General features: G+C 57.7%; 22 protein-coding genes. 18 read left to right on the top strand and 4 right to left on the bottom strand.

Annotated features, from left to right (window positions below; genetic code table 11):
• Positions 1 to 21: 21 nt before the first annotated feature.
• Positions 22 to 1,248 carry a peptidase T gene (gene pepT / locus NE609_RS00455; protein ID WP_256151363.1) on the bottom strand — a complete coding sequence of 409 codons (1,227 nt, stop codon included), beginning with the start codon at positions 1,246 to 1,248 and terminating at the stop codon, positions 22 to 24.
• A gap of 175 nt (positions 1,249 to 1,423) precedes the next feature.
• Between pepT and NE609_RS00450 the strand changes: the two genes are divergently transcribed.
• The 5 genes from NE609_RS00450 to NE609_RS00430 all read left to right on the top strand — a co-directional run bounded on the left by NE609_RS00450 (position 1,424) and on the right by NE609_RS00430 (position 7,533).
• Positions 1,424 to 2,302 (top strand): aldose 1-epimerase family protein, encoded by an 879-nt coding sequence (locus NE609_RS00450; protein WP_256151362.1) that lies wholly within the window; start codon positions 1,424 to 1,426, stop codon positions 2,300 to 2,302.
• 226 nt (positions 2,303 to 2,528) lie between these two features.
• Positions 2,529 to 3,215 carry a response regulator transcription factor gene (locus NE609_RS00445; RefSeq protein ID WP_256151361.1) on the top strand — a complete coding sequence of 229 codons (687 nt, stop codon included), beginning with the start codon at positions 2,529 to 2,531 and terminating at the stop codon, positions 3,213 to 3,215.
• The gene (locus NE609_RS00440; protein ID WP_256151360.1) at positions 3,202 to 4,191 is read left to right on the top strand and encodes a sensor histidine kinase KdpD; all 990 of its coding nucleotides are present in this window, start codon (positions 3,202 to 3,204) and stop codon (positions 4,189 to 4,191) included. The genes NE609_RS00445 and NE609_RS00440 overlap by 14 nt, the downstream gene beginning before the upstream one ends.
• Before the next feature lie 82 nt (positions 4,192 to 4,273).
• A complete protein-coding gene (locus tag NE609_RS00435; protein WP_101551052.1) occupies positions 4,274 to 4,957 on the top strand; it encodes an ABC transporter ATP-binding protein in 684 nt (227 codons plus the stop codon).
• Positions 4,954 to 7,533, top strand: coding sequence for an FtsX-like permease family protein (locus NE609_RS00430; protein ID WP_256151359.1), 2,580 nt, complete (start codon positions 4,954 to 4,956; stop codon positions 7,531 to 7,533). The genes NE609_RS00435 and NE609_RS00430 overlap by 4 nt, the downstream gene beginning before the upstream one ends.
• 45 nt (positions 7,534 to 7,578) lie before the next feature.
• Here the strand turns inward: NE609_RS00430 and NE609_RS00425 are convergent, their stop codons facing one another.
• Genes NE609_RS00425 through NE609_RS00415 form a run of 3 tightly spaced genes read right to left on the bottom strand, consistent with a single transcriptional unit; the run spans position 7,579 to position 10,388 of the window.
• Positions 7,579 to 9,261 (bottom strand): recombinase family protein, encoded by a 1,683-nt coding sequence (locus tag NE609_RS00425; protein ID WP_256151358.1) that lies wholly within the window; start codon positions 9,259 to 9,261, stop codon positions 7,579 to 7,581.
• A gap of 45 nt (positions 9,262 to 9,306) precedes the next feature.
• Positions 9,307 to 9,999, bottom strand: a complete 693-nt coding sequence (locus NE609_RS00420; protein WP_256151357.1) for an HNH endonuclease — start codon at positions 9,997 to 9,999, stop codon at positions 9,307 to 9,309.
• Positions 9,996 to 10,388: a helix-turn-helix domain-containing protein gene (locus NE609_RS00415; RefSeq protein ID WP_256151356.1), complete on the bottom strand. Its 393-nt coding sequence runs from the start codon at positions 10,386 to 10,388 to the stop codon at positions 9,996 to 9,998. The genes NE609_RS00420 and NE609_RS00415 overlap by 4 nt, the downstream gene beginning before the upstream one ends.
• A gap of 570 nt (positions 10,389 to 10,958) precedes the next feature.
• Here NE609_RS00415 and NE609_RS00410 point away from each other — a divergent pair.
• From NE609_RS00410 to NE609_RS00350, 13 genes are all read left to right on the top strand, one after another.
• Positions 10,959 to 11,315, top strand: a complete 357-nt coding sequence (locus tag NE609_RS00410; RefSeq protein ID WP_256151355.1) for a hypothetical protein — start codon at positions 10,959 to 10,961, stop codon at positions 11,313 to 11,315.
• Positions 11,308 to 12,468, top strand: coding sequence for a DUF2800 domain-containing protein (locus NE609_RS00405; RefSeq protein ID WP_256151354.1), 1,161 nt, complete (start codon positions 11,308 to 11,310; stop codon positions 12,466 to 12,468). The genes NE609_RS00410 and NE609_RS00405 overlap by 8 nt, the downstream gene beginning before the upstream one ends.
• Positions 12,469 to 12,480: 12 nt before the next feature.
• Positions 12,481 to 13,014 (top strand): 3D domain-containing protein, encoded by a 534-nt coding sequence (locus NE609_RS00400; RefSeq protein WP_256151353.1) that lies wholly within the window; start codon positions 12,481 to 12,483, stop codon positions 13,012 to 13,014.
• A 4-nt stretch (positions 13,015 to 13,018) separates the two neighbouring features.
• The gene (locus tag NE609_RS00395; protein ID WP_256151352.1) at positions 13,019 to 13,582 is read left to right on the top strand and encodes a DUF2815 family protein; all 564 of its coding nucleotides are present in this window, start codon (positions 13,019 to 13,021) and stop codon (positions 13,580 to 13,582) included.
• Positions 13,583 to 13,648: 66 nt separating this feature from the next.
• A complete protein-coding gene (locus NE609_RS00390; protein ID WP_256151351.1) occupies positions 13,649 to 15,595 on the top strand; it encodes a DNA polymerase in 1,947 nt (648 codons plus the stop codon).
• 5 nt (positions 15,596 to 15,600) lie between these two features.
• Positions 15,601 to 15,936, top strand: a complete 336-nt coding sequence (locus NE609_RS00385) for a hypothetical protein (protein WP_256151350.1) — start codon at positions 15,601 to 15,603, stop codon at positions 15,934 to 15,936.
• Positions 15,929 to 16,693: an FAD-dependent thymidylate synthase gene (locus NE609_RS00380; protein WP_256151349.1), complete on the top strand. Its 765-nt coding sequence runs from the start codon at positions 15,929 to 15,931 to the stop codon at positions 16,691 to 16,693. Before NE609_RS00385 ends, NE609_RS00380 begins: the two co-directional genes overlap by 8 nt.
• Positions 16,683 to 17,087, top strand: coding sequence for a dUTP diphosphatase (locus tag NE609_RS00375; protein ID WP_256151348.1), 405 nt, complete (start codon positions 16,683 to 16,685; stop codon positions 17,085 to 17,087). The genes NE609_RS00380 and NE609_RS00375 overlap by 11 nt, the downstream gene beginning before the upstream one ends.
• Positions 17,088 to 17,091: 4 nt before the next feature.
• On the top strand, positions 17,092 to 17,514 hold the full coding sequence (locus NE609_RS00370) for a dCMP deaminase family protein (RefSeq protein ID WP_256151347.1): 423 nt from the start codon (positions 17,092 to 17,094) through the stop codon (positions 17,512 to 17,514).
• 80 nt (positions 17,515 to 17,594) lie between these two features.
• A complete protein-coding gene (locus NE609_RS00365; RefSeq protein ID WP_256151346.1) occupies positions 17,595 to 19,910 on the top strand; it encodes a virulence-associated E family protein in 2,316 nt (771 codons plus the stop codon).
• Between the two features lie 308 nt (positions 19,911 to 20,218).
• A complete protein-coding gene (locus NE609_RS00360; RefSeq protein WP_256151345.1) occupies positions 20,219 to 20,503 on the top strand; it encodes a VRR-NUC domain-containing protein in 285 nt (94 codons plus the stop codon).
• Positions 20,493 to 21,854 (top strand): SNF2-related protein, encoded by a 1,362-nt coding sequence (locus NE609_RS00355; protein WP_256151344.1) that lies wholly within the window; start codon positions 20,493 to 20,495, stop codon positions 21,852 to 21,854. The genes NE609_RS00360 and NE609_RS00355 overlap by 11 nt, the downstream gene beginning before the upstream one ends.
• A complete protein-coding gene (locus tag NE609_RS00350) occupies positions 21,851 to 22,294 on the top strand; it encodes a hypothetical protein (RefSeq protein ID WP_256151343.1) in 444 nt (147 codons plus the stop codon). The genes NE609_RS00355 and NE609_RS00350 overlap by 4 nt, the downstream gene beginning before the upstream one ends.
• The last annotated feature ends 124 nt before the right edge of the window (positions 22,295 to 22,418 follow it).

Raw genomic sequence — 22,418 nt, 5'->3', positions numbered from 1 at the left:
CGGTTTCAGGCATCATTGCGGTCAGCCCGGCCGCTTCGCGTAGATCTCCGCGATCTTCATGAGCAGCTCCACGTTGCGCTCGAGCGACTGGACGGTGATGTGCTCGTACCGCCCGTGGAAGCACTGCCCGCCCGTGCCGAGGTTCGGGCAGGGCAGCCCCATGTAGGAGAGCCGCGCCCCGTCGGTGCCGCCGCGGATGGGGATCACGTTCGGTTCGATCCCCACCTCCTCCATTGCGCGGCGCGCGTTGTCGATCAGGTGGAAATGGGGCAGAATCTGCTCCTTCATGTTGCGGTACTCGTCGACCAGCTCGACCGAAACGAGCTTTTTCCCGTATTTCCCGTTGATGAACTCGCCCGCCGCCCGCATCACGCGCTTTTTCTCCTCCAGCTTTTCGGCGTCGTGGTCACGCAGGATGTATGCGAGCCTCGCTTCCTCCACCCCGCCGTCAAACCGCATCAGATGGATGAAGCCCTCGTACCCCTCGGTGTTCTCGGGCGTCTGGCGCTCGGGCAGCATCGACTGGAACTCGACCGCCACCCGGCTGGCGTTGATCATCCGGTCCTTCGCGTCGCCCGGGTGGATGCCCTGCCCCGTCACCGTTACCTTCGCGGTCGCGGCGTTGAAGTTTTCAAATTCCAGCTCCCCCACCGGGCCGCCGTCGACAGTGTAGGCGTAGTCCGCGCCGAACGCCGCCACGTCGAAGTGGTCGGCCCCCCGGCCGACCTCCTCGTCGGGGGTGAAGCCGAGGCGGATGGTCCCGTGCGGACGGCCCGCGTCCGCGAGCAGCCGCTCGGCGGCGGTCATAATCTCCGCCACGCCCGCCTTGTCGTCCGCACCGAGCAGCGTGTTTCCGTCGGTCACAATGAGGTCCTCCCCCACCGCGTCGCGGAGCATCCCGAACTCGGAGACCTTCATCACGATCCCGTGCTCGGCGTTGAGCGGGATGTCCGAGCCGTCGTAGCCCTCGATGACGCGCGGCTTCACATCCGTGCCGGTAAGCGCGGGCGACGTATCATAATGAGCGATCAGCCCGAGCACCGGCGCGTCCGGCGCATTGCCCGGAACCGTGCCCGTCACGATGCCGTTTCCATCGACCGCCGCGTCAGTGATCCCCATCTCCCGCATCTCCCGCACGAGCTCGTTGGCCAGCACAAGCTGCTTTTCCGTGCTCGGCGCGGCGAGGTTGTCGTCGTCCGACTGGGTGTCATAAGAGACATATTTTAAAAACCGATCCTTGACCTGCATTTGTGATTCCTCCTGTCAGTACTTCCCAACAAGGATAACACAAAAGCGCCCGGGATTCAATTCCTGGGCGCAGAGACGCTCCCGCGCAAATTGCATTTTCCCCGCCCATCGGCTATAATAAGCGCAGACAATTGGCGTTGCAAGGCATGAAACAGGATGGGAAAGAGGGGTTCTTATGAGACATCAGATTGAAAACGGCAGTTTGACCCTTGAAGCCGACACACACGGCGCGGAGCTCTGCTCGCTGCGCAAGGCGGGCGGGCCCGGCGAGCTGCTGTGGAGCGCGGACCCGGCGGTCTGGGGGCGGCACGCGCCGCTCTGCTTCCCCTGGTGCGGCCGCATGCGGGACAACTATTTTGAGGAGGGCGGCCGCCGCTATGAGGCGGGGTCCCACGGCTTCGCCCGCGATATGGAGCATATGCTGTCCGCCTCGGGGCCGGATTTCCTCACCTTCCGCCTCGGCTGGAACGGAGAGACCCTCGCCCTCTGGCCCTGGAAGTTTTCGCTCGAGACCACCCACCGGCTGGAGGGGGATTCCGTCGTGACCGTCTGCCGCGTCCAGAACGAGGACAGCCGCCCGATGCCCTTCCAGCTCGGTTTCCACACCGCGCTGCGCTGCCCCTTCACGCCGGGAAAGGCCGTGACCGGCTACCTCGTGCGCTTTGAGCGGGAGGAATCCCCCCTGCGGGTCCGCTGCGACGAAAACGGGCTCGCCACCGGCGAGGAGACCCCCGTCTTCCCCGGGCAGTCCGCCGTCCCGCTCACACCCGGGCTCTTCGACGACGACAGCATCTGCATGAAGGGTCTGCGCTCCTCCTGGATCCAGCTCGAGGAAGCGGAAACGGGCCGGTATCTGCGCATTTCCTGCGAGGGGTACCCCTATACGCTGCTCTGGAGCAAGCCGGGCATTCCGGGCTTCCTCTGCATTGAGCCGTGGCACGGCCTGCCCGGGCGGGCGGACCTGGGGCACGCGTTCTCCGAACGCCCCTGCCTCACCACCCTCGCGCCCGGCGAAAGCTGGTCGTGCACCCACATCCTCACCGCCGGCGTGTGACCAGCCGGAGGCCCCTGTGAAAGAAGAGCCGCGCGGACGGATTCGTCCGCGCGGCTCTTATCGTTTGGCCGGATGCCGCCTCCCACGTCCTTGTCCGCCTTAACGCGCGATTTTACGGTCCATTTGACGGAATTACAGGAAAATGCAGGATACGCTTTGACTTTCCAATACCGATGCCGCATAATGAACATGATACTACTGCCGGGCGCAGACAGGAGGATAACCCATGCCGAACATTTTTCTGGTCGAGGACGACCGGGCGATCGCAAAAAACCTGACGCTTTTGCTCCGCTCGGAGGGCTTTTCGGTCATCCACGCTCCCACGCGTGAGGAAGCCCTCACCGCGCTCGCCGGGGACCCGTTCGACCTGGCGCTCATCGATATTTCCCTGCCCGACGGAAACGGTTTCACGGTTTATACGGAGATCAAGGCGGCGCGGGCGATCCCCGTCATCTTTCTGACGGCCTCCGGGGATGAAGCGAGCGTGGTCACCGGGCTGAACATGGGCGCGGACGACTATATCACCAAGCCGTTCCGCCCGCGCGAACTGGTCGCGCGGATCAAAACGGCCCTGCGGAAAACCGGGCGCTCCCCCGCCGCGTTCAACGTGTGCGGGCTCCGGGTCGACCCGTCCAGCGGCGTCGTGAAAAAAGAGGGCCGGGAAATTTTCCTGTCCGCGCTGGAATACCGCCTGCTGCTGGTGTTTGTCAACAACCCCCAAAGCATCCTCACGCGGGACCGCCTGCTGGACGAGCTGTGGGACGCCGCCGGCGAGTTCGTCAACGACAACACCCTGACCGTCTACATCAAGCGCCTGCGCGAAAAGATCGAGGACGACCCCGCCAACCCGCGGATCATCTTGACCGTCCGCGGGACGGGATACCGCCTGGGAGGCAGCCATGTTTCGGAATAGGGAGGTCCGGCGGTTCGCCGTTTTGTTTGCCGCGGTCGCCGTGACGGCCGCCGTGATCGGCTTTCTTATTCGCCCGGCGGCCGGAATCCTCTCCCTACTATCTTCCGCGGCCTTTGGGGCGGCGTTCTACGCGTTTACCCGCGCCCGCTATCAAAAGATCGCGGAGGTCTCAGAGCAGATCGATCTCGTGCTCCACCATGCCGACCGAATCTTCATCGGCGGATCGGACGAGGGCGAGCTGTCGATCCTGCAAAGCGAGGTCACGAAAATGACGCTGCGGCTCCGGGAGCAGAACGACGCGCTGAAGCAGGAGAAGGAGCACCTTGCCGATTCGCTGGCGGACATCGCCCACCAGCTCCGTACCCCGCTCACATCCCTGAACCTGGTGCTCTCCCTGTTGGCGAACCAGCCGGACGCGGGCGAACGCAAGGCGCTGCTGCGGGAAGCGGAGGAGCTGCTTACGCAGATGGACTGGCTGCTCACCTCCCTGCTCAAACTGTCCCGGCTGGACGCGGGCATCGTGGTTTTCCAAAGCGAACGGGTCGACGTGGCTAGCCTTGTCGACGCCGCGCTCCGTCCGCTCCAAATCCCCATGGAGCTGCATGACGTCTCCCTGCGGGTCGACGCGCCGGAAGGGATCGAAATTTGGGGCGACGCCGGGTGGCTTTCGGAAGCGCTCCGGAACATCCTCAAAAACTGCATGGAAAGCGCGGGCGACCACGGGAAGATCGAGGTCGTCTGCGAGGATAACCCCCTGTATGCCGGAATCGTCATCCACGACAACGGCGCGGGCTTCGAGCGGGAGGAGCTGCCCCGCCTCTTCGACAGGTTTTACCGCGGGAAAGGCACAAACGCCGCCGGCTACGGGATCGGACTGGCCCTCTGCAAGACGATCATCTCGCGGCAAGGCGGGACGGTAACCGCCGGGAACCACCCGCAGGGAGGCGCGGTCTTTTCGATCCGTTTCCCAAAATGACGGATCTCTCACCCGAAAGTCACCGGGATGTCAGCCAAATGTTCTATGATATGGGTAAGCCATGGGAAAGGAGGCTCCCATCATGGAGCTTTTAAGGATCGAAGACCTGTGCAAGGTCTACGGAAAGGACGCGAACCGCGTCGTTGCGCTTGATCACGTTTCGCTGACCGTTGAAAAGGGGGAGTTCGCCGCCATCATCGGCCCCTCCGGCTCGGGCAAATCCACGCTGCTCCACATCGTCGGCGGCGTGGACGTGCCCACCGGCGGCAAGGTTTATCTGGATGGGCAGGACGTCTACGCCCAGAACAACGAAAAGCTGGCGGTCTTCCGCAGGCGGCAGGTCGGGCTGATCTACCAGTTCCACAATCTCATCCCCACCCTGAACGTGGTGGAGAACATCACCCTGCCGATCCTGATGGACCGGCGCCGGGTCAACGGGGAACGTCTGGAGGACCTGCTGCGCCTGCTCGGCCTGCAGGACCGCAGGTCCCACCTGCCCAATCAGCTTTCCGGCGGGCAGCAGCAGCGCGTCGCCATCGGGCGCGCCCTGATGAACGCCCCGGCGGTCATGCTGGCCGACGAACCCACGGGCAGTCTGGACAGCCGGAACGGGCATGAGATCGTCAAGCTGCTGAAGGAGAGCAACCGGAAGTACGGGCAGACCCTGCTCCTCGTCACGCATGACGAAAACATCGCCCTGCAGGCGGACCGCATCATCGGCATATCGGACGGCAGGGTCGTGAGAGACGAGCGGGTGCGGCCATGAATATCTTGCATAAAGTGGCCCTCCAGGGGCTGAAAAAGAACCGCACGCGCACGGCCGTCACCATCATCGGCGTGATCCTGTCCGCCGCCATGATTACGGCCGTCTCCACCTTCGGCGTCTCCCTGCTGGACTATATGGCAAAGGGCGCGGCCCAGAGATACGGCGGCTGGCATTTGGCGTTTCTGGACGCCGACCCCTCCTTTGCGCGGGAACGGGCGCTCGACCGGGACGTTCTGGCGACCGCGTCCTTTGAAAACATCGGTTACGCGGCGCTGGAAGGCGGCAAAAACCCGAACCGGCCGTACCTTTTCATCGCCGGTTTCAGCACGGAGACCTTCGACGCTCTGCCCTTGACCCTGCTGTCCGGCAGGCTTCCCGAAAACAGCGGGGAGGTCCTCGTTTCAGGGAAGGCCTCGACGGACGGCGGCGTCTCCTGCGCGCCGGGCGACACGCTCTCCCTCGCGGTGGGAAGCCGCGTGCGGGACGGCGGGGCGCTCGGACAGGGCGACCCGTACGAGGCAGGGACGGAAACGCTTCTGCCGCGGGGCGAAAAGACCTACACGGTGGTCGGTATCTGCGGGACGCCCGCCTTTGAGCCGGATTCCGCGCCGGGGTACACCCTGATCACGCGGACGGACGCGGCGGAAGGCGCGGACAGCTCCGCCCTCTTCGTCACGCTGAAAAATCCGCGCCGGGTGCACGCCTACCTGCGCGGCGCGGCGGACGGCCGTCCGTACATCCTGAACCACCATGTCCTGCGCATGATGGGCCTCTCAAACGACCCGGGCGACAGAATCTTCAACGCCTTGCTCTTTTCGTTCGGGTGCATCGTGGTCGTGATCATCATGGTCGGCTCGATCTTTCTCATTTACAATGCCTTCAGCATCTCCCTGAACGAGCGCACCCGGCAGATCGGGATCCTCGCCTCCGTGGGCGCCACGGCGAAACAGCTGCGGAATTCGGTGCTCTTCGAGGGGCTCTGCATCGGTGCGGTCGGCATCCCGGCCGGCGTTCTTGTGGGGCTCGGCGGGATCGGGCTTGTGATCTCCTCCGCCTCCCGTCAGTTCGGGGATATCTTCCACACCGAGATTCCCCTGACCATGCATGTGTCCGCCCTCGCGATTGCCGGTGCGGCAGCGGTCAGCCTCGTCACGATCCTGATTTCGGCCTATCTCCCGGCCAAGAAGGCCTCTAACACGCCGGTGATGGAGTGCATCCGCCAGACGAACGAAGTCAAGATGGAATCCCGGGCGGTGAAAACGTCGAGGCTGGCGGAGCGTGTCTGCGGTTTGGAGGGCACCCTTGCGCTGAAGAATTTCAAGCGGAACAAAAAGCGGTACCGCAGCATCGTGATGTCGCTCATCCTAAGTGTCGTGCTGTTTATCTCAACGAGCGCCCTTGTCGCCGACTTGAAGCGGATGTCGGAAGACGCGAAAGTGGTCACCGACTACGACGTGGGCTTCGGCGCGCAGGAGCTGGACGACGGAGAATTGCTGCGGCTCTATGACAGCCTCGAAACCGCCGAGGGCGTCACCCGGAGCACCTGCCAGTCGGTGGTGGAATACGCCTGTACCGTCCCGGCCGGCATCCTCTCGGACGGTTACCGGGAATATGCTGGGGTGGATCCCGCGGGGGAACCGGTGAAGCTGCCGATGGAGCTCCAATTTCTCGACGACGACGCCTACCTGGAAATCATCCGCGGGCTGGGCCTGCCGCCCGAAGAATACGCAGGGGAAAACGCCAGGCTGATCGCCGTCGCGAAGATGCAGGACCGACGTGCGGAATCCTTAAGCCAGCTTCGCGGCCTGTTCGCCGCTTCCGCCGCGGACGTAACCATCATTCCCCTGTCGGGCGGGACGCCGAAGACGGAGCTCGGGCGGGAGGTAAGCCTTACCTTTGTGGAATTCGTTCCTCCGGATACGCCCCCGGTGATGGGGGCCTCCCCACAGCAGCCGTATGTTTTCCAGGTGATGGCCCCCTGGTCGCTCAAGGAGGCGTTCATCCCCTCCGGCGCCCCGGTGGATGTCAGGGTCAAGGGCCTGACCTTTCAATCGGAAAACCCGTCTCGGTCGGCGGCTGAAATGAAGGAGATCATCCGGGCGGAGGGGTTGACGGTCCCCTACCTGCTGCTCAACGCCTCCGAAATGCTCGAGGAAAACCGGAGCTACATCTTCGTCGCCAACATGTTCGCCTATACGTTCATCATCATGATCTCGCTGATCGCGGTCGCCAATGTGTTCAACACGATCTCCACGAACATAAAGCTGCGCAGGCGGGAGCTTGCCATGCTCCGCTCCGTGGGAATGTCCGACCGGAATTTCAACAGAATGATGCGGTTTGAGTGCGTGTTCTACGGCGCGAGGGCCCTGCTTTTCGGGCTTCCCCTGGCGGCGGTGTCCTCCTGGCTCATCCACAAGGTGATGGTCGTGGACCGCGTGAAGTTTACGCTGCCGTGGGCGAGCATCGGGATCAGCGTGTTCAGCGTGCTGCTGGTCATATTCGCAACGATGGCTTATGCCGTCGGCAAAATCAAAAGGGAAAACATCATCGACGCGCTCCGGGACGACATGACCTAAACGGCTGCAAAAATCGGGGGGGACGGCAGAAGCCGTCCTCCCGATTTAATCTGGCGCCCCGAAAAATAGGCCGAACACTACAAAAAAGTCCGCTACGAAACCGTTGCGGACTTTTTTTGGTGGAGACGAAGAGGATCGAACTCTCAACCAACCAATCCCCACCGTTCGTGCCGGATGCTGCGCATCCGTCACGGCGGGGATTGCAGAAAAAAGGCACCATCTTCCGATGGTGCCTTTGGTGGAGCTGACGAGTCCCTCGTCGAACTCGCCGCCTTCAATGTTTGAGAGGTCTGCGGACTTGAGTTTTCCGTCTTCACTACTGATATTAAAGTAGATAAGAAGCCGGTCGTCATATAAGTAGACCTCTGAAACAAAGTCAGAGATGATTCTCCGACGGTAGTCCTGCTCGGACTCACCCGGGTATGGCTCAAAATGTTTCATCAATGCAAAGAGAATCTGGTCCTCTGTGAACGCGAGGCGCTTGCCCTTGAGGAAGCTAATCTCGCCCAGAATGACCGCTTGCTCGTTCTCGAGCTCCTGCAAGCGTGCAGGTAAGGTCTGCGTCGCAGCTCCTGACTCGATAGCCCGCAGCACATTCGCGATAGACTTCTTGTTGTCTGCCAGCTTCTTCTCGTAAAAGGCAATCTCCGAAGCGGTATCATTTTGGCGCTCTTGCGCCGCGTGTACCTTCCTCGCGAGCTCCTCGAGAACTTCCTCTTGAAGAATATAGCGGACGGTGAAGTCGACTACGGCGCGTTCGAGGCGGTCGCGTGAGACCTGCTTCTTATCGCAAGTCTTATTCTTGCCGCGAGTGTTCCCGCAATAATAGTAGTACCACTTGTTCCCGCTCTTGCCCGTTCCGCTGACGCCCTGCATTGGCCCTTTGCAATGACCACAGAAGAGCCTACCGGCTAAGAGGTATTCAGCCTTTGGCGACTTCGGAGCCTTGCGAGTGCGCCGGCGTTCCATTTCGGCCTGAGCGAGGTTAAAGGTGTCCTTCGAGATAATTGCAGGCATACCGCCTTCGACGACTATATCGTGATACCGGTACTCGCCGATGTACTTTCGGTTTTTAATAATTCGATTGATACTGTTCTTGTTGAAGGGCTTACCCTGCGCGGTACGCAGCCCACGGCTGTTCAGGAGCTCGCAGATGGCCGCATTTGATTCGCCCTTAATATACTGCTCAAAAATCGTTTGAACGGTCTGGGCTGACTCTGGGTCTATCTGAAAGTGCTTCTGCTCGTCGACCCGATAGCCGAGAGGTCTCCCGCTTCCGGTGCTCTGGCACTTCAAAGCGCTCTCGTGCATTCCCCGCTTGATTTTCTGAGCGAGCTCTGCCGAGTAGTATTCCGCGAGACCTTCCATAAGGCTCTCGAGGATAATGCCCTCAGGCCCGTCCGGTATCGCCTCGGCGGCGTAAAAGATTTGGATTCCGTTCCTCTTGAGCTCCCGCTTATAAACGGCGCTGTCGTATTTGTTCCGGGCAAAGCGGTCTGTCTTATAGACGACTACCGCCTCGAACTTCTTGCGCTTAGCGTCCGCAATGAGCTTTTGGAACTCCGGTCGCTCGTCTGTCCGTCCTGAGATATGACGGTCGCAGTATGTGTCGATAACGGTAAGCCCTCGTTGCTTACAAAAGTCGGTACAAACTCTAAGCTGCCCTTCGATACTCTGGTCGGTCTGTCTTGGGCCGGCAGAATACCGAGCATAAATTACTGTATTCATGTGACCCTCCTAAAAATTTCGTCGTTATGGTACTCCAGAAGCTCTCTACGCGGCGGAAATCGGGGGGGGGGGGGGTAAAACCATTCCGTCAAGAGAAGCCAGCCAGCGGGCTGTAAAAGCGTCCTGAGGGCTATCCAAAATTATTGGAGAAACATAGATTTTCATGGAAGGAGTGATAGTTATAAGGCCTCGGTCGAAGGCTTTATCATAAAAAGTATTGAGGCAAATCCCGTTGTCGGGGCTGACCCGGTCCGCCTCGCTTCGGCATTGCGAGTACGGTTTTATATGACTTGCAACGAGCATTTGCGGCAGCGCGCAGCCGGATATAAAGCACCGGTCGTCGTAAGCCGCGAGCACCGCCTGCTTGAAGAAGTGTCGTTCCCGCGATACTTTTCCGTGATTCGTTAGAGACGAAAGCGGCTTTGCTCCTTGCAAAGGCGAAGAGTCAAAGATAGCGAGACCCGTCAAAGTCTCCGCCTCAAGACTCAGAGAGCCCCAGTCGTGCTTGAACTCCTCGTAAATCATTCGGTCCGCCTTCGCTACGTTCTTAAGTCCTGAGGAAACCTTCGGGTCTATGTACCGGAAGTTCCTCATGCGCATTACGATAGAAGCGACTGAGTGAGGAATAATCTCGGCGACCTGCTGAATGACTTTATTGCTGGGATTGATTTTCCCGAGAGGAGTAACGCAGTAAAGAGCATAGGCGATAATTATATCCTCTCTGCTCCACGCGTTCATTGATTCTGCTCCTCGTCTAAGCGGATAGCTGTCATAAGCAGCTCCATACGCCGCTTGACATCGAGCCCGGAGAAAATACGCAGAAGCTCCGCTTCCTCTTTGGAGCGCTGCTGCTCTAAGTGAATCTCACCGGAGTTCTGGCCTATGACGCCGTTATTGGTCCCCACCGTTCCGACGTTTACGCTGTTATCGGTCCACCCCATCAGGTAGTCGACCGACGTTCCGAGAGCGTTCGAGAGCTTCTGCATTTTATCGGTACGAAGTGTTTTGATGTAGCCCGTTTCCCACTTGCGGACCGTGCTCGCACCGACGCCGACCTTATCGCCGAGCTCCTGCAGAGTGTACCCTTTCTCTGTTCTGAGATAATGTATTCTATCGCCTAAAGTCATTAAGACCGCCTCCCTTGAAAAAGATTACTCTTATTATAACACGCATTTGTCTTAAAGTGAATACTTTTGCTTAAAATTCACAAATATTTTCCAAAAGGCTATTTACAAATCCAAAAGGACACGGTATAATAAATTTGTCCTTTGGGACAACCGGTAGTGCCTACGAGGAAAAATCTCAAGGAAAGGAGACAGTATATCGTATGGTTGAAACTCGAATGTTGAGGGCCCACATGACCCTGAAAGGCGTTACTACGAAGGACCTTGCGGACGCGCAGGGCTGGAGTATGAGCACAGCCTACCGTAAGATTACGGGCAAAGTTGCCTTCACGGTACCTGAAGTGCAGCTCTGTAAGGAGCTCCTTGATTTGGACGCTCCTACGACGAACGCAATTTTTTTTGCGGCTGATTTGTCCTAAAAGACAAAAATGCGGCCGACGCTCGCCGAAACCGCTCTTGCAAGAGAGAATCTTATGCTTGACCGACTAAGCGCTGCGGTCAACGCGTTTTACGAAAATCCACAAAATATGCAAGCCTATTTGGCTTGGAAGAAAAACAAGGAGGCAAAACAAAATGAAAATCACCGTAACAATGGAACTGACTCAGGAAAACCTGAGCAAGCTGAGAGCCCTGCTCCCTGATACCGAGATTCCCGGTCAGGTAAGTATGTTCGATTCCCCTTCGGAAAAGCCCGTCGAGACTTCAAAGACCGAGGCCCCTGCTCCTGCGACTGAGACTCCGAAGACCGAGGACAAGCCTATCACGAAGACCGACATTCGCGCCGTAGCCCTGAAGCTCTCCAAAGCCGGCAAGCAGAAAGAGCTCGCCGACATCTTTGCGAAGTTCGGTTGCAAGAAGCTCTCCGACTTCGACAGCCGCACGGAAGACTATCCGGCGCTTATGAAAGAGCTGGTGAGTGTCAATGGCTAAGCACGCACTACTTTCCGCAAGCGGCGCTCACCGCTGGCTCGAGTGTACGCCGAGCGCACTACTTGAGCTTCAATTTCCGCAGACTACGAGCGAGTACGCCGAAGAGGGTACCGCAGCTCATGAGCTCTGCGAGCTGACCGCCCGCTATTTCCTCGGTGAGGTCTCCGAGATGGACTTTGAGAATCGTCGTGACGAATTGGCAAAAGGTCCTTACTACAACGCTGAAATGCAGGAATGCGCAAATGACTACGCAAGATTTGTTACTGAAAAGACCAAAGTTGCGCAGGAGTCTTGCGAGGACGCATTTACCGAGCTTGAGGTAAGAGTCGACTTCTCGAAGTACGTCAAGGACGGCTTCGGTACCGGCGACTGTATCATCGTCGCTGACAAGGTCCTTGAAATCGTGGACTTTAAGTACGGCAAGGGCGTTCGCGTTGAGGCGACCGGTAACCCTCAGATGAAGCTCTACGCCCTCGGCGCGCTTCTCAAGTACAACACGCTTTTCGACATCGATTCCGTTCGCATGACGATTTTCCAGCCTCGCCTCTCCGGCGTTCAGAGCTCCGACGAAATCACCGTCAAGGAGCTGCTCGAGTGGGCTGAGAAGTATGTCAAGCCCCGCGCTAAGCTGGCTTATAAGGGCGAAGGCGAGTTTGCCCCGTCCGAAGAGGTCTGCAAGTTCTGCCGGGCGAAAGCTCAGTGCAAAGCGAGAGCCGACAAGAATCTCAAGCTCTTCGATGAGGCTCCGGACGCTATGCTCCTGACTCCTGAAGAGGCCGGCGCGATTCTTGAAAAGGCCGCGGATATTCAGGCGTGGCTTACGGACCTTGAAGGCCTTGTATCTTCTACGCTGCTCAGCGGTCAGCCTGTTACCGGCTGGAAGATGGTCGAGGGCCGCAGCAACCGCAAGTTCGCGGACGAGTTGAAAGTCGTCGAGGCTATGAAGTCCGCCGGTTACGACGAGAGTCTGCTCTACGAGCGCAAACTGATTACTTTGACTCAGATGGAGAAGGACTTCGGTAAAAAGGCTGTAGCTGAAACGCTCGGCGAGCTTATCGTCAAGCCTCAGGGTAAGCCCGCTCTGGCTCCTGCAAAGGACAAGCGCCCTGAGTTCAAGCCCGAAGAACAGCTTCTCGCTGAGTTCGATAAGTAAGGAGGTCTCGTTATGACGGAAGCGGCAAGACGCAGAACGCGGGCGAGAATCCGCCTTATCAAAATCCAGTGGCTCCTCATTCTGGCGCTCATTGTCGCCTTGATTCTCTCGTTCGTTACGAGGCCGAGCGCTTCCGTTCCTGATGAGCCTAAGTCTTCGCCCGTTCGGGTAGAAGCTCCTGAGCCGATTACCGAGACCGCCGCGCCGGAGCCTGAGCTTATCGAGCTCGGCGAGTTCAAGACTACCGCCTATTGCACTTGCGTTAAGTGCTGCGGTATCTGGAGTGCGGAACACCCTTCTCGGGTCGGTACCGATTACGTGCAGCGAACAAAGAGCGGCACGATTCCGACCGCAGACCGCACGGTCTCGGTCGACCCCGCTGTGATACCTCTCGGAACGGTCCTCATTATCGACGGTCACGAGTACATAGCCGAAGATACAGGAAGCGCCGTTAAGGGAAACGTTATCGACATCTATTTTGACTCACATGAGCTTGCCGTCGAGTACGGCGTTCAGATGAAAACTATTTATATTAAAGGAGATTGATACTATGTCTACTCAAATCACTACTGGTAAGGTCCGTTTTTCCTACTGCAACCTCTTCACCCCTCGCGCCGTTCAGGAAGGCGCTACGCCGAAGTACAGCGTTACCCTCCTGATTCCGAAGAGTGACAAGGCCACCATGCAGAAAATCAAGGCTGCTATGGACGAGGCTAAGCAGAAGTTCATGGCAAGCAACAGCGGCAAGAAGCTGCCTACCAACCTCAAGAGCACGCTGCATGACGGCGATGGTGAGCGCCCGAACGGCGGCGAGTTCGGCGAAGAGTGCAAGGGCTGCTACGTTATCACCGTTAGCTCCAACAACAAGCCCGTTCTCGTCCACGCGGACAAGACCCCGCTGACTGACCCGCAGGAGCTCTACTCCGGCTGCTACGGCCGTGCAATCATCAACTTCTACGTGTATGACACGCAGGGCAACAAGGGTATCTCTGCCGGCCTCAACGGTATTATGAAGCTCTACGACGGCGAGCCTCTGGGCGGCGGCGTTGTTACGGATTCCGATTGGGACGACGGCTGGGAAGACGAGGACGACAACGACGACCTCCTCGGTTAAGCGTATGCTCCGGCGCGTTCGTCTCGGATTTGCTGAGGCGAACGCCGCCCGGAGGAAGGAGGCAATATGAGAACATTAGCAATCGATATAGAGACCTACAGCTCGGTCTCTCTGCAAAAGTGCGGCGTCTACGCCTACGCTCAGAGCCCCGATTTTGAGATTCTTCTCTTCGGGTACGCTTGGGACGACGGCCCGGTCGAGGTTATCGACCTCGCCAGAGGCGAGAGCCTGCCTGAGGAGCTCCAGAACGCTCTGTATGACCCCGAAATCTTAAAGACAGCATTCAATGCGTCTTTTGAACGGACTTGCCTGAGCGCGTTTATGGGCCGCGTGACGCCGCCCGAGCAATGGAGCTGTACCGCAGTCATGGCCCGAGAGCTGGGCCTGCCCGGTAGCTTGGAGGCTGTCGGCGAAGTCATCGGGCTTCCTGAAGACAAGCAGAAGTCTAAGACCGGCCGGGCGCTTATCCGTTACTTCTCGATACCTTGTAAGCCTACGAAGACGAACGGCAACCGGACCCGCAACCTTCCTGAGCATGACCCTGACCGCTGGGCTATCTACGTTGAGTACAACCGTCAGGACGTCGTCTCGGAGCGGGCTATCCGGCAGAAGCTCTCTCGCTTCCCGGTGTATGAAAAGGAACAGCCCCTTTGGATTCACGACCAGCATATCAACGACCGAGGCGTCGGCGTGGACCTTAACCTCGCGGAGCACGCGGTCGAGATTGACGCCGTTATCAAGGCGAGACTTCTCGAGCAGGCTAAGGAACTCACAGGCCTTGAAAACCCGAAGAGTACTGCGCAGCTCAAGAGCTGGATTGAGGACACTGCGGGTATTGAGGTCGAGAGCCTCAACAAGAAGAGTATCGCCGGTGTAAGAGCCGACGCTGACTGCGACGCCGTGGACCGTATGCTCGACATCAGAGCGGGTCTTGCAAAGACCTCAACTGAAAAATACAGCGCTATGCTTCGCACGGCTTGCCCAGACGGACGCATTCGCGGCTTGACTCAGTTTTACGGCGCGGCGCGTACCGGCCGATGGGCTGGGCGTCTCGTGCAAATGCAGAACTTACCCCAGAACAAAATGCCGGACCGCGACCTCGATACCGCGAGACAGCTCGTCGAGGCCGGAGACCTTGAGACTCTTGAAATGCTCTTCGACGACATTTCCGGGACTCTCTCGCAGCTTATCCGCACGGCCTTTATCCCGAGACCCGGCTACCGCTTCATCGTGTCTGACTTCTCTGCTATCGAGGCCCGCGTTATCGCGTGGCTCGCAAGCGAAGAGTGGCGCATGGAGGTTTTCAAGACCCACGGCAAAATCTACGAGGCTTCCGCCGAGCAGATGTTTCACCTTCCGAAGGGCTCCGTCAAGAAGGGCGACCCTATGCGGCAGAAAGGAAAAATCGCTGAGCTCGCGCTCGGCTACGGCGGCAGCGTCGGCGCTCTGAAATCTATGGGCGCTCTCGAGATGGGGCTCGAAGAGTCTGAGCTGAAACCGCTCGTCAATAGCTGGCGCGCTGCAAATCCTGCCATCACTAAATTGTGGTGGGACACGGATGCCGCCGCACGCAGGACCATTCAGACGAAGGCTCCTACTAAGCTGCCTTTCGGTATGGGCTTCTACAAGCAAGGGCCTCTCCTCAAGCTGAGACTTCCGAATGGTCGTGAGCTGAGTTACGTAAAGCCCAGAATCGACGACGACAGTATCACCTATGAGGGCACAATTCAGTCCTCGGGCGGCTGGGGTCGTATCGAGTCCTATGGCCCGAAACTCGTGGAGAACATCGTTCAGGCTACGGCCCGGGATTGCCTTGCGGTCGCCATTGACCGTCTGGAGCGCGCCGGTTTTCCGGTCGTGTTCCATGTCCATGACGAAGTTATCTGCGAGGTACCTATCGGCGTAAGCTCCGCCGAGGAAATCAGCAAAATCATGTCGGAGCCCATCGAGTGGGCGACCGGCTTACCGCTCAAGGCTGACGCCTATGAGTGCGAATACTATAGAAAGGACTAACCGCTATGAAGATAGACGTATTTAATAAGGTTGTCAAAGAGCAGCTTCTTGTCTGCGAGCACCTGCTTACCGGCAAGGGCCACGAGTACGCCCCTGACGCCGTAGACGAGAGCAACATCGACCGCCTTGCACACTTCAAGAAGGCGGCTGCGATTATTGACGGTACTCCGAAAGAGGCGTTGCTCGGTATGCTGACAAAGCACCTCGTTTCTATCTCGGATATGTGTACCGACGGCCGCAGCTACTCTCTTGACCGCTGGACCGAGAAAATCACGGACAGCATTAACTACCTGCTTCTGCTCAAGGCTTTGGTCGAGGAGGAGGCGAACGGCAATGGATAAAATTAAAGTCGCAATCCTCAACCCGACCGCAATCAGCGAGGCTGAGAAGATGATGGTCTGCGCAGCGCGCTTGACGCAGCGCGGGCATACGGTCAAAGACCTCTCCGACTTCCTCGCTCTTTACGATAAAGAGTACACCGAGAAAACGGCTAAGGTTATGACCCAGCTTCCGCACCCCACGATTCAGAAGTTCGCGGTCATCAACGCCGTAATTGTCGGAGCGTCAAGGCGATTCCTTGCCCAGATTACGAGACACCAGAACGAGGTCAAGTTCATGTCCGCGTCGCTGCAGTACAGCGACTACTCGAATGAGGCCGACTTCGTTGTCCCTTATGAGCTGCTTGACAGTCAAATGCGCTTCTCCTACCTCTCCCAGTGTCAGGACGCTATGCGGAAGTACAAGCTCCTCGTCGAGTACGGCGTGGACAACGACTCTGCCGGCTATCTGGCGCCGCAGGGTCTGAGAAACGTTCTGATTATCAGCGCGACGCCTTATCAGTGGAAGCACATGATAAGCCAGAGAACTTGCCGGCGCAATACCGCCGAGACCCGTTACGTTATGCTCCGCCTTTGGGAAGAGCTTTACGAATTGGCTCCGGCTCTCTTCTCTCCTGAGACGACTGGCCCCTTCTGCATGAAGGGCAAGTGTCTTGAAGGTAAGATGGCTTGCGGCGCTCCGCTGACGTCTGACCTTACGCCGCACGATATTCTTGAGCGGGATTTTCCGCTCTGTATGGAGGTGCGAGATGAAGATTAAGCTGATTGACTTTAACGGTCCCGCTCCTGTACGAGCACATGACAACGACGCCGGCGCGGACGTGTTCAGTCCCAGAGACCAGACCATCTACCCGGGACAGGTTTACAAGCTGCCTCTCGGCTTCGGTCTGGAGCTGCCTGATGGCTATGTGGGGTACATATTTCCTCGCAGCAGCTTGAGCGCTCGCGGTATCGTATGCGAGCTTCCGCCCATTGATTCCGGCTATCGTGGAGAGGTCCATGCTATCGTCTCGAATGTTGGCGGCGACGGCTACGACATCAAGAAGGGCGACCGTATCGGCCAGCTCGTGATTATGCCGGTCGTTATCCCTGAGTTCACGTATGCAGAGTCTGCCGAGCGTGGTACCGGAGCTTTCGGAAGTAGCGGGAGGTAAGACTATGAGAATAGACAAAGACAACTACTATCTGAATATCGCAAAAGCCGTCGCGGCCCGTTCTACCTGCCTTCGCAGGCAGTATGGGGCCGTGATTGTCGCAGACGACGAAATCATCGCGACCGGCTACAACGGCGCGCCCAGAGGTGAGGCCAACTGCTGCGACGTTGGGAAGTGCTACTGCCGAGAGCATTCCACGCCTATTGACGAGCACGCGGCTCGTCATGGGGACCAGTACGGGACCTGCGTCGCCGTTCACGCCGAGCAGAACGCGATTATCAGTGCGCCGAGGCGGTCCATGCGAGGTGCTACCCTTTACCTTGCATGCCTCGATGAAACCATTGACCCCGCTCCGTGTAATATCTGCGACCGCATGATTAAGAACGCGGGTATCACGAGAGTAGTAACGAGAGCCGGTACCTTTTAATGCCGACTCTTCAATACGACGGCTTGATAACGATTGCGACGGGTAGCTCGCGGCGTTCGGCAAGCTGGAAAACTAAAGAAATGCTCTGGTCTGAGTTCGTTGATAAGCTCGGCCGTGTGACCCGGACGCAGGAGACCCAGCAAGAGTACTTCCGTATGCCGAAGGAGGAACGCGACAATGCGAAAGACGTCGGCGGCTTTGTCGGCGGTACCTTAAAGGGCGGCCGCCGTAAAATCGACGCCGTACTGCAGCGTCGGCTTATCACCCTCGACATGGACTCTATCACGGCCGGCGAAGACCCTTGGCCTACGGTCGAGCTGATTTTGGGCTGCGCTGCGGTGCTCTACAGCACACATAGCCACACGGCGAAAGCTCCGAGACTTCGCCTTGTGCTTCCTCTCTCAAGGCCCGTGTCTCCTGAGGAGTACGAGGCCATTGCCCGCAGGATTGCAGGCGACATCGGTATCGACATGTGCGACGATACCACCTATGAGCCCCATCGGCTCATGTACTGGGCGAGCGCTTCCTCTGACGGCGAGTTCCGTTATGAAGTGCAGGACGGCCCGTGGCTGGACGCCGACGAGCAGCTCGCAAGGTATGCGGACTGGAAAGACCCGACTCAGTGGCCCGTATCGAGCAGGAAGTCCGGCACGATTCGGCGTCTCGCTGACAAGCAGGGAGACCCGACCGCGAAAGACGGTATCGTCGGCGCGTTCTGCCGTACTTACTCCGTTGAGGACGCAATCGAGACCTTCCTGCCTGACGTCTACATCAAGGGCGAAAACGGCCGCTACACCTATAAAGGCGGCTCGACCTCCGGCGGCCTCGTTATCTACGAAGACGGTCGCTTTGCGTACAGCCATCACAGCACGGACCCGACTTGCGGCAAGCTCTGCAATGCGTTCGACCTCGTCCGCATTCACATGTTCGGTAAGGACGACGAAGGGAAACCCGCGAACACCGCGGCGAACAACCTTCCTTCTTATAAGAATATGTGTAAGTGGATTGAGACCAACTGTGAGAGCGTTATGAAGGAGCTGCAGAGCAAGCAGCTCGACTACATCGTTCAGCTCTTCGGCGAGGGCGACGAGGCTCCTGATATGAACTGGGTCTCACAGCTTGAGGTAAATCCGAAGACCGGACACGCAGCGACTACGGTAGAGAATATTCGTATCATCGTGAAGAATGACCCTCGGTTTAAGGGGACCTTCTACTGGGACGAGTTCATGGAGAGACCTATGGTCTGCGGAGACCTCCCTTGGAGAAAGGCCGACGCAAAGCCGCGCTCGTGGGACGACACCGACGACGCCGGCGTTCACAATGTCCTTGAGAAGGACTACAAAATCGACTCTATGCCGAAGACCCGAGAAGGCGTCGACCTTGCTCTCGCCGACATCACGAGGCACCCGGTACGCGAGTACCTGCGGAGCCTTATCTGGGACGGCGAGAAACGCTGCGAGACGCTCTTCATCGATTACCTCGGCGCCGAGGACTCCCGGTACACGAGAACGGTAACCCGTAAGGCGCTTATCGGTGCTGCCGCGAGAATCTTATCTCCGGGCTGCAAGCACGACCACATGCTCGTTCTTATCGGCCCGCAGGGCTGCCGCAAGAGCACGACCTTGAAGAAGCTCGGTAAAGAGTGGTTTTCGGACTCGCTCTATACCATGTCCGGCAAGGACGCTTACGAGCAGCTTCAAGGCTTTTGGATTATCGAGCTCTCCGAGATGGCTGCGACCCGTAAAGCTGAGGTTGAGCAGATTAAGCAGTTCGTCTCTAAACAAGAGGACAACTACCGCGCGGCATACGCTCGCCGCACGCAATGCCACCCGAGACAATGCGCCTTCTTCGGCACCACGAATGACGAGGAGTTCCTGCGTGACCCTACCGGCGCCCGCCGTTTCTGGCCGGTCGTCGTTACCGACTCGGGTAAAACTCTTGGGGACAAGCTGACCGCTTCTATCGTGGACCAGATATGGGCCGAGGCCGTGACCTACTACGAGGCCGGTGAGACTTGGTACCTTGACGGTGCGGTCGAAGAGATGGCCCGCAAGGTGCAGGCCGACCACACCGAGGCGAACGGCAAGCTCGGTCTTATCGAGAACTTCCTTGAAGTCCTGCTGCCCGAGGGCTGGGACGATTGGGACCTCGAAAAGCGTCTCATGTTCTGGAGCGGCGGCTTCGGCGAGGAGCGTAACGGCACCGTGCCGAGAACAAAGGTCTGCGCACTTGAAGTCTGGCAGGAGCTTTTCAAGGGCGACCCGAAGAGCTATTCGCAGACTCAGGCCCGCGAGATTATCGGGCTCCTGCGCATGATTCCGGGCTGGCGGTTATCCACCTCCGTCAACTGCGGAGCAATTTACGGCAGGCAGAGAGGCTTCGTGAAAGAGGTCTGAGGTAGCAAAGGTAGCACTTAAAAGGCCAACTTTTTTCGTTAGAGGGTAGGTCGTACAAGCGCACTTGCAACAAAGGTAGCACTTTGAGAACTACTTGCAACAAAGTGCTACCTACTCTGCTACCTCGAAAAAGCCTTATATATCAATGCTTTTGGCTACTTGGTAGTACTGGTAGTCGAAAAATCTTAAAAACATTTTTTGAAAAAGTAAAGGGGCACTCGACGCAATCTCGTCGCCCCCTCGCATTACATGTATATATAGGGAATCTTTGTTACACGCGCTACTCGACTACCTAAAGGAGGGATTTTATGTATGAAAGCACTTTTGAGCGAAAGCTCTGTGAGCATATCAAGTCCCTCGGCGGTAAAGCGTACAAGTGGGTGTCCCCGGGAGCTCCGGGGGTGCCTGACCGAATCGCGATATTGCCGGGGGGACGAATAATTTTTATAGAGGTCAAGCGGCCGGGGCTGAGTGACGGTTTGAGTGTCAGGCAGAAAAAGGTCATCGCGACATTAGAGGGGCTCGGCTGTACTGTTTGGCGTATCTCCGATATGGAGGATTTGAAAGCGAGGCTAAAAGCCGATGGAATATAAACCTTACTATTATCAGGACTTCGCGGAGAAGTTCATTCTCGATAACCCCGAGGCGGGGCTCTTACTGGATATGGGTATGGGGAAAACGGTAACGAGCCTGAGCGCTGCGGACAAGCTCCTGAATGACTACTTTGCCGTGAGTAAGGTCCTTGTTATCGCTCCGCTGAAACCAGCAAAGGAAACGTGGCCTCCCGAGGTCAAGAAGTGGGACCACCTGAAACACCTGAAACTCTCGCTGATTCTCGGCTCGAAGGCTGAGCGTATCGCGGCTTGCGAGCGGGAGGCAGATATTTATATCGTTAACCGCGAGAATGTCGTCTGGCTTGTTGACCACTTCAAAAGCAAGTGGCCTTTCGATATGGTTATCATCGACGAGCTCTCGAGCTTCAAGTCCAGTAAGGCGCAGCGCTTCCGGGCTCTGAAAAAGGTGCGGAAGTATATCAAGCGGATTGTCGGTCTTACCGGCACGCCGTCGCCGAACGGACTGCTTGACCTGTGGCCGGAGATGTACTTGCTTGATGAGGGTAAGGCTCTCGGCAAAACCCTGACAGGGTATCGCGATACTTACTTCGTCCCGGATAAGCGGAACGCCACGACCATTTTCTCATGGAAACCGAAAGACGGCGCGGAGGACCTTATCTATGAGAAAATCGGTAAGTTCTGTATCAGTATGAACGCGGCGGACTACCTACAGCTACCGGACCGGCTTTTTCTCCGTCGTGAGTTTGAGCTTACCCCCGAGGCGATGGAGCTTTATAAGACTCTTGAGCGGGACACTCTTCTTCCGTTTGCCGACGGCGACATCGACGCGCCGACCGCTGCGGTCCTGACGAATAAGCTCTTGCAGGCTGCGGGAGGTGCGGCTTATGACGAGAATGGCAACGTTAAAGTCCTGCACGACTGCAAGCTCGAGGCGTTAGACCAGCTTATCGAAGAAGCGAACGGTCAACCCGTTTTGGTGTTCTACGCCTTTCGGCATGAGCGCGACAGAATTATGGAGCGGTACCCGGAAGCGGTAGATATTAAAGACGACGGGGCGGTCGTTCGCTGGAACGAGGGCAAGATTCCGATTATGCTCGCCCACCCTGCGAGCGCGGGGCACGGCCTGAACTTACAGGCAGGAGGTCATATCGCGATATGGTACGGCCTTCCTACCAGTCTCGAGCTTTACCAGCAGGCAAACAAGCGGCTACACCGTCCGGGACAAAAGAAAACGGTCCTGATTCACCATATCCTGATGAAGGGCACCTATGACTACCGCGTCTTAGATGACATACTCGCGCCGAAGGAGGTAAGGCAGAACGCTTGCCTCGAGGCTTTGAAAGCCAGAATCAAGGAGGTATCAAAATGACAATACAGGAAGCGAAGGACTTCCTCAACAGAGGATATAGGTCCAGAGAAAGAATAAAGGTTAAGGAGGAACGTATCGACGAGTGGATTCGCAGAGCTGAGTCTATCACGGCTGAGATTAAGCCGGTCGCTTCGTTTTCTTCTACCCCGTCGAAGAAGGTCGAGGACGCCGCTTGCGCTATCGTCGATTTGCAGTCGGAAATCAAAGCGGAAATCTACGAGCTTGCAGCCATCGAGCTGGAAATCGGGAGAGCTATCAATCAGGCAGTTACCGACCCGACCCTTAACGCTCTGTTAGAGATGAGGTATCTTAAGTACCTCAAGTGGGAGGAAATCGCGGTACGACTTGACATCACTTTCCGCTGGACGATGACTCTTCATAAAAAAGCTCTCACAATTTTTACCGAAAGCGCGTTAATTCACGCCGAACATGCGATATAATATATGATGAAAAAGTCGGATGAAGAGTCCGGCTTTTTTTTGCGTTATCGGGACTTCCGGTATCGCGGGCGGAGCACTGCGCGGGCCTCCGGTGCAGTGCTCCGTCTATTATTATGAATGGAGG

It is taken from the genome of Anaerotruncus sp. DFI.9.16, from assembly GCF_024461615.1.
GTDB lineage: Bacteria > Bacillota > Clostridia > Oscillospirales > Ruminococcaceae > Anaerotruncus > Anaerotruncus massiliensis.
This window is presented reverse-complemented; position numbering and strand designations above follow the sequence as displayed.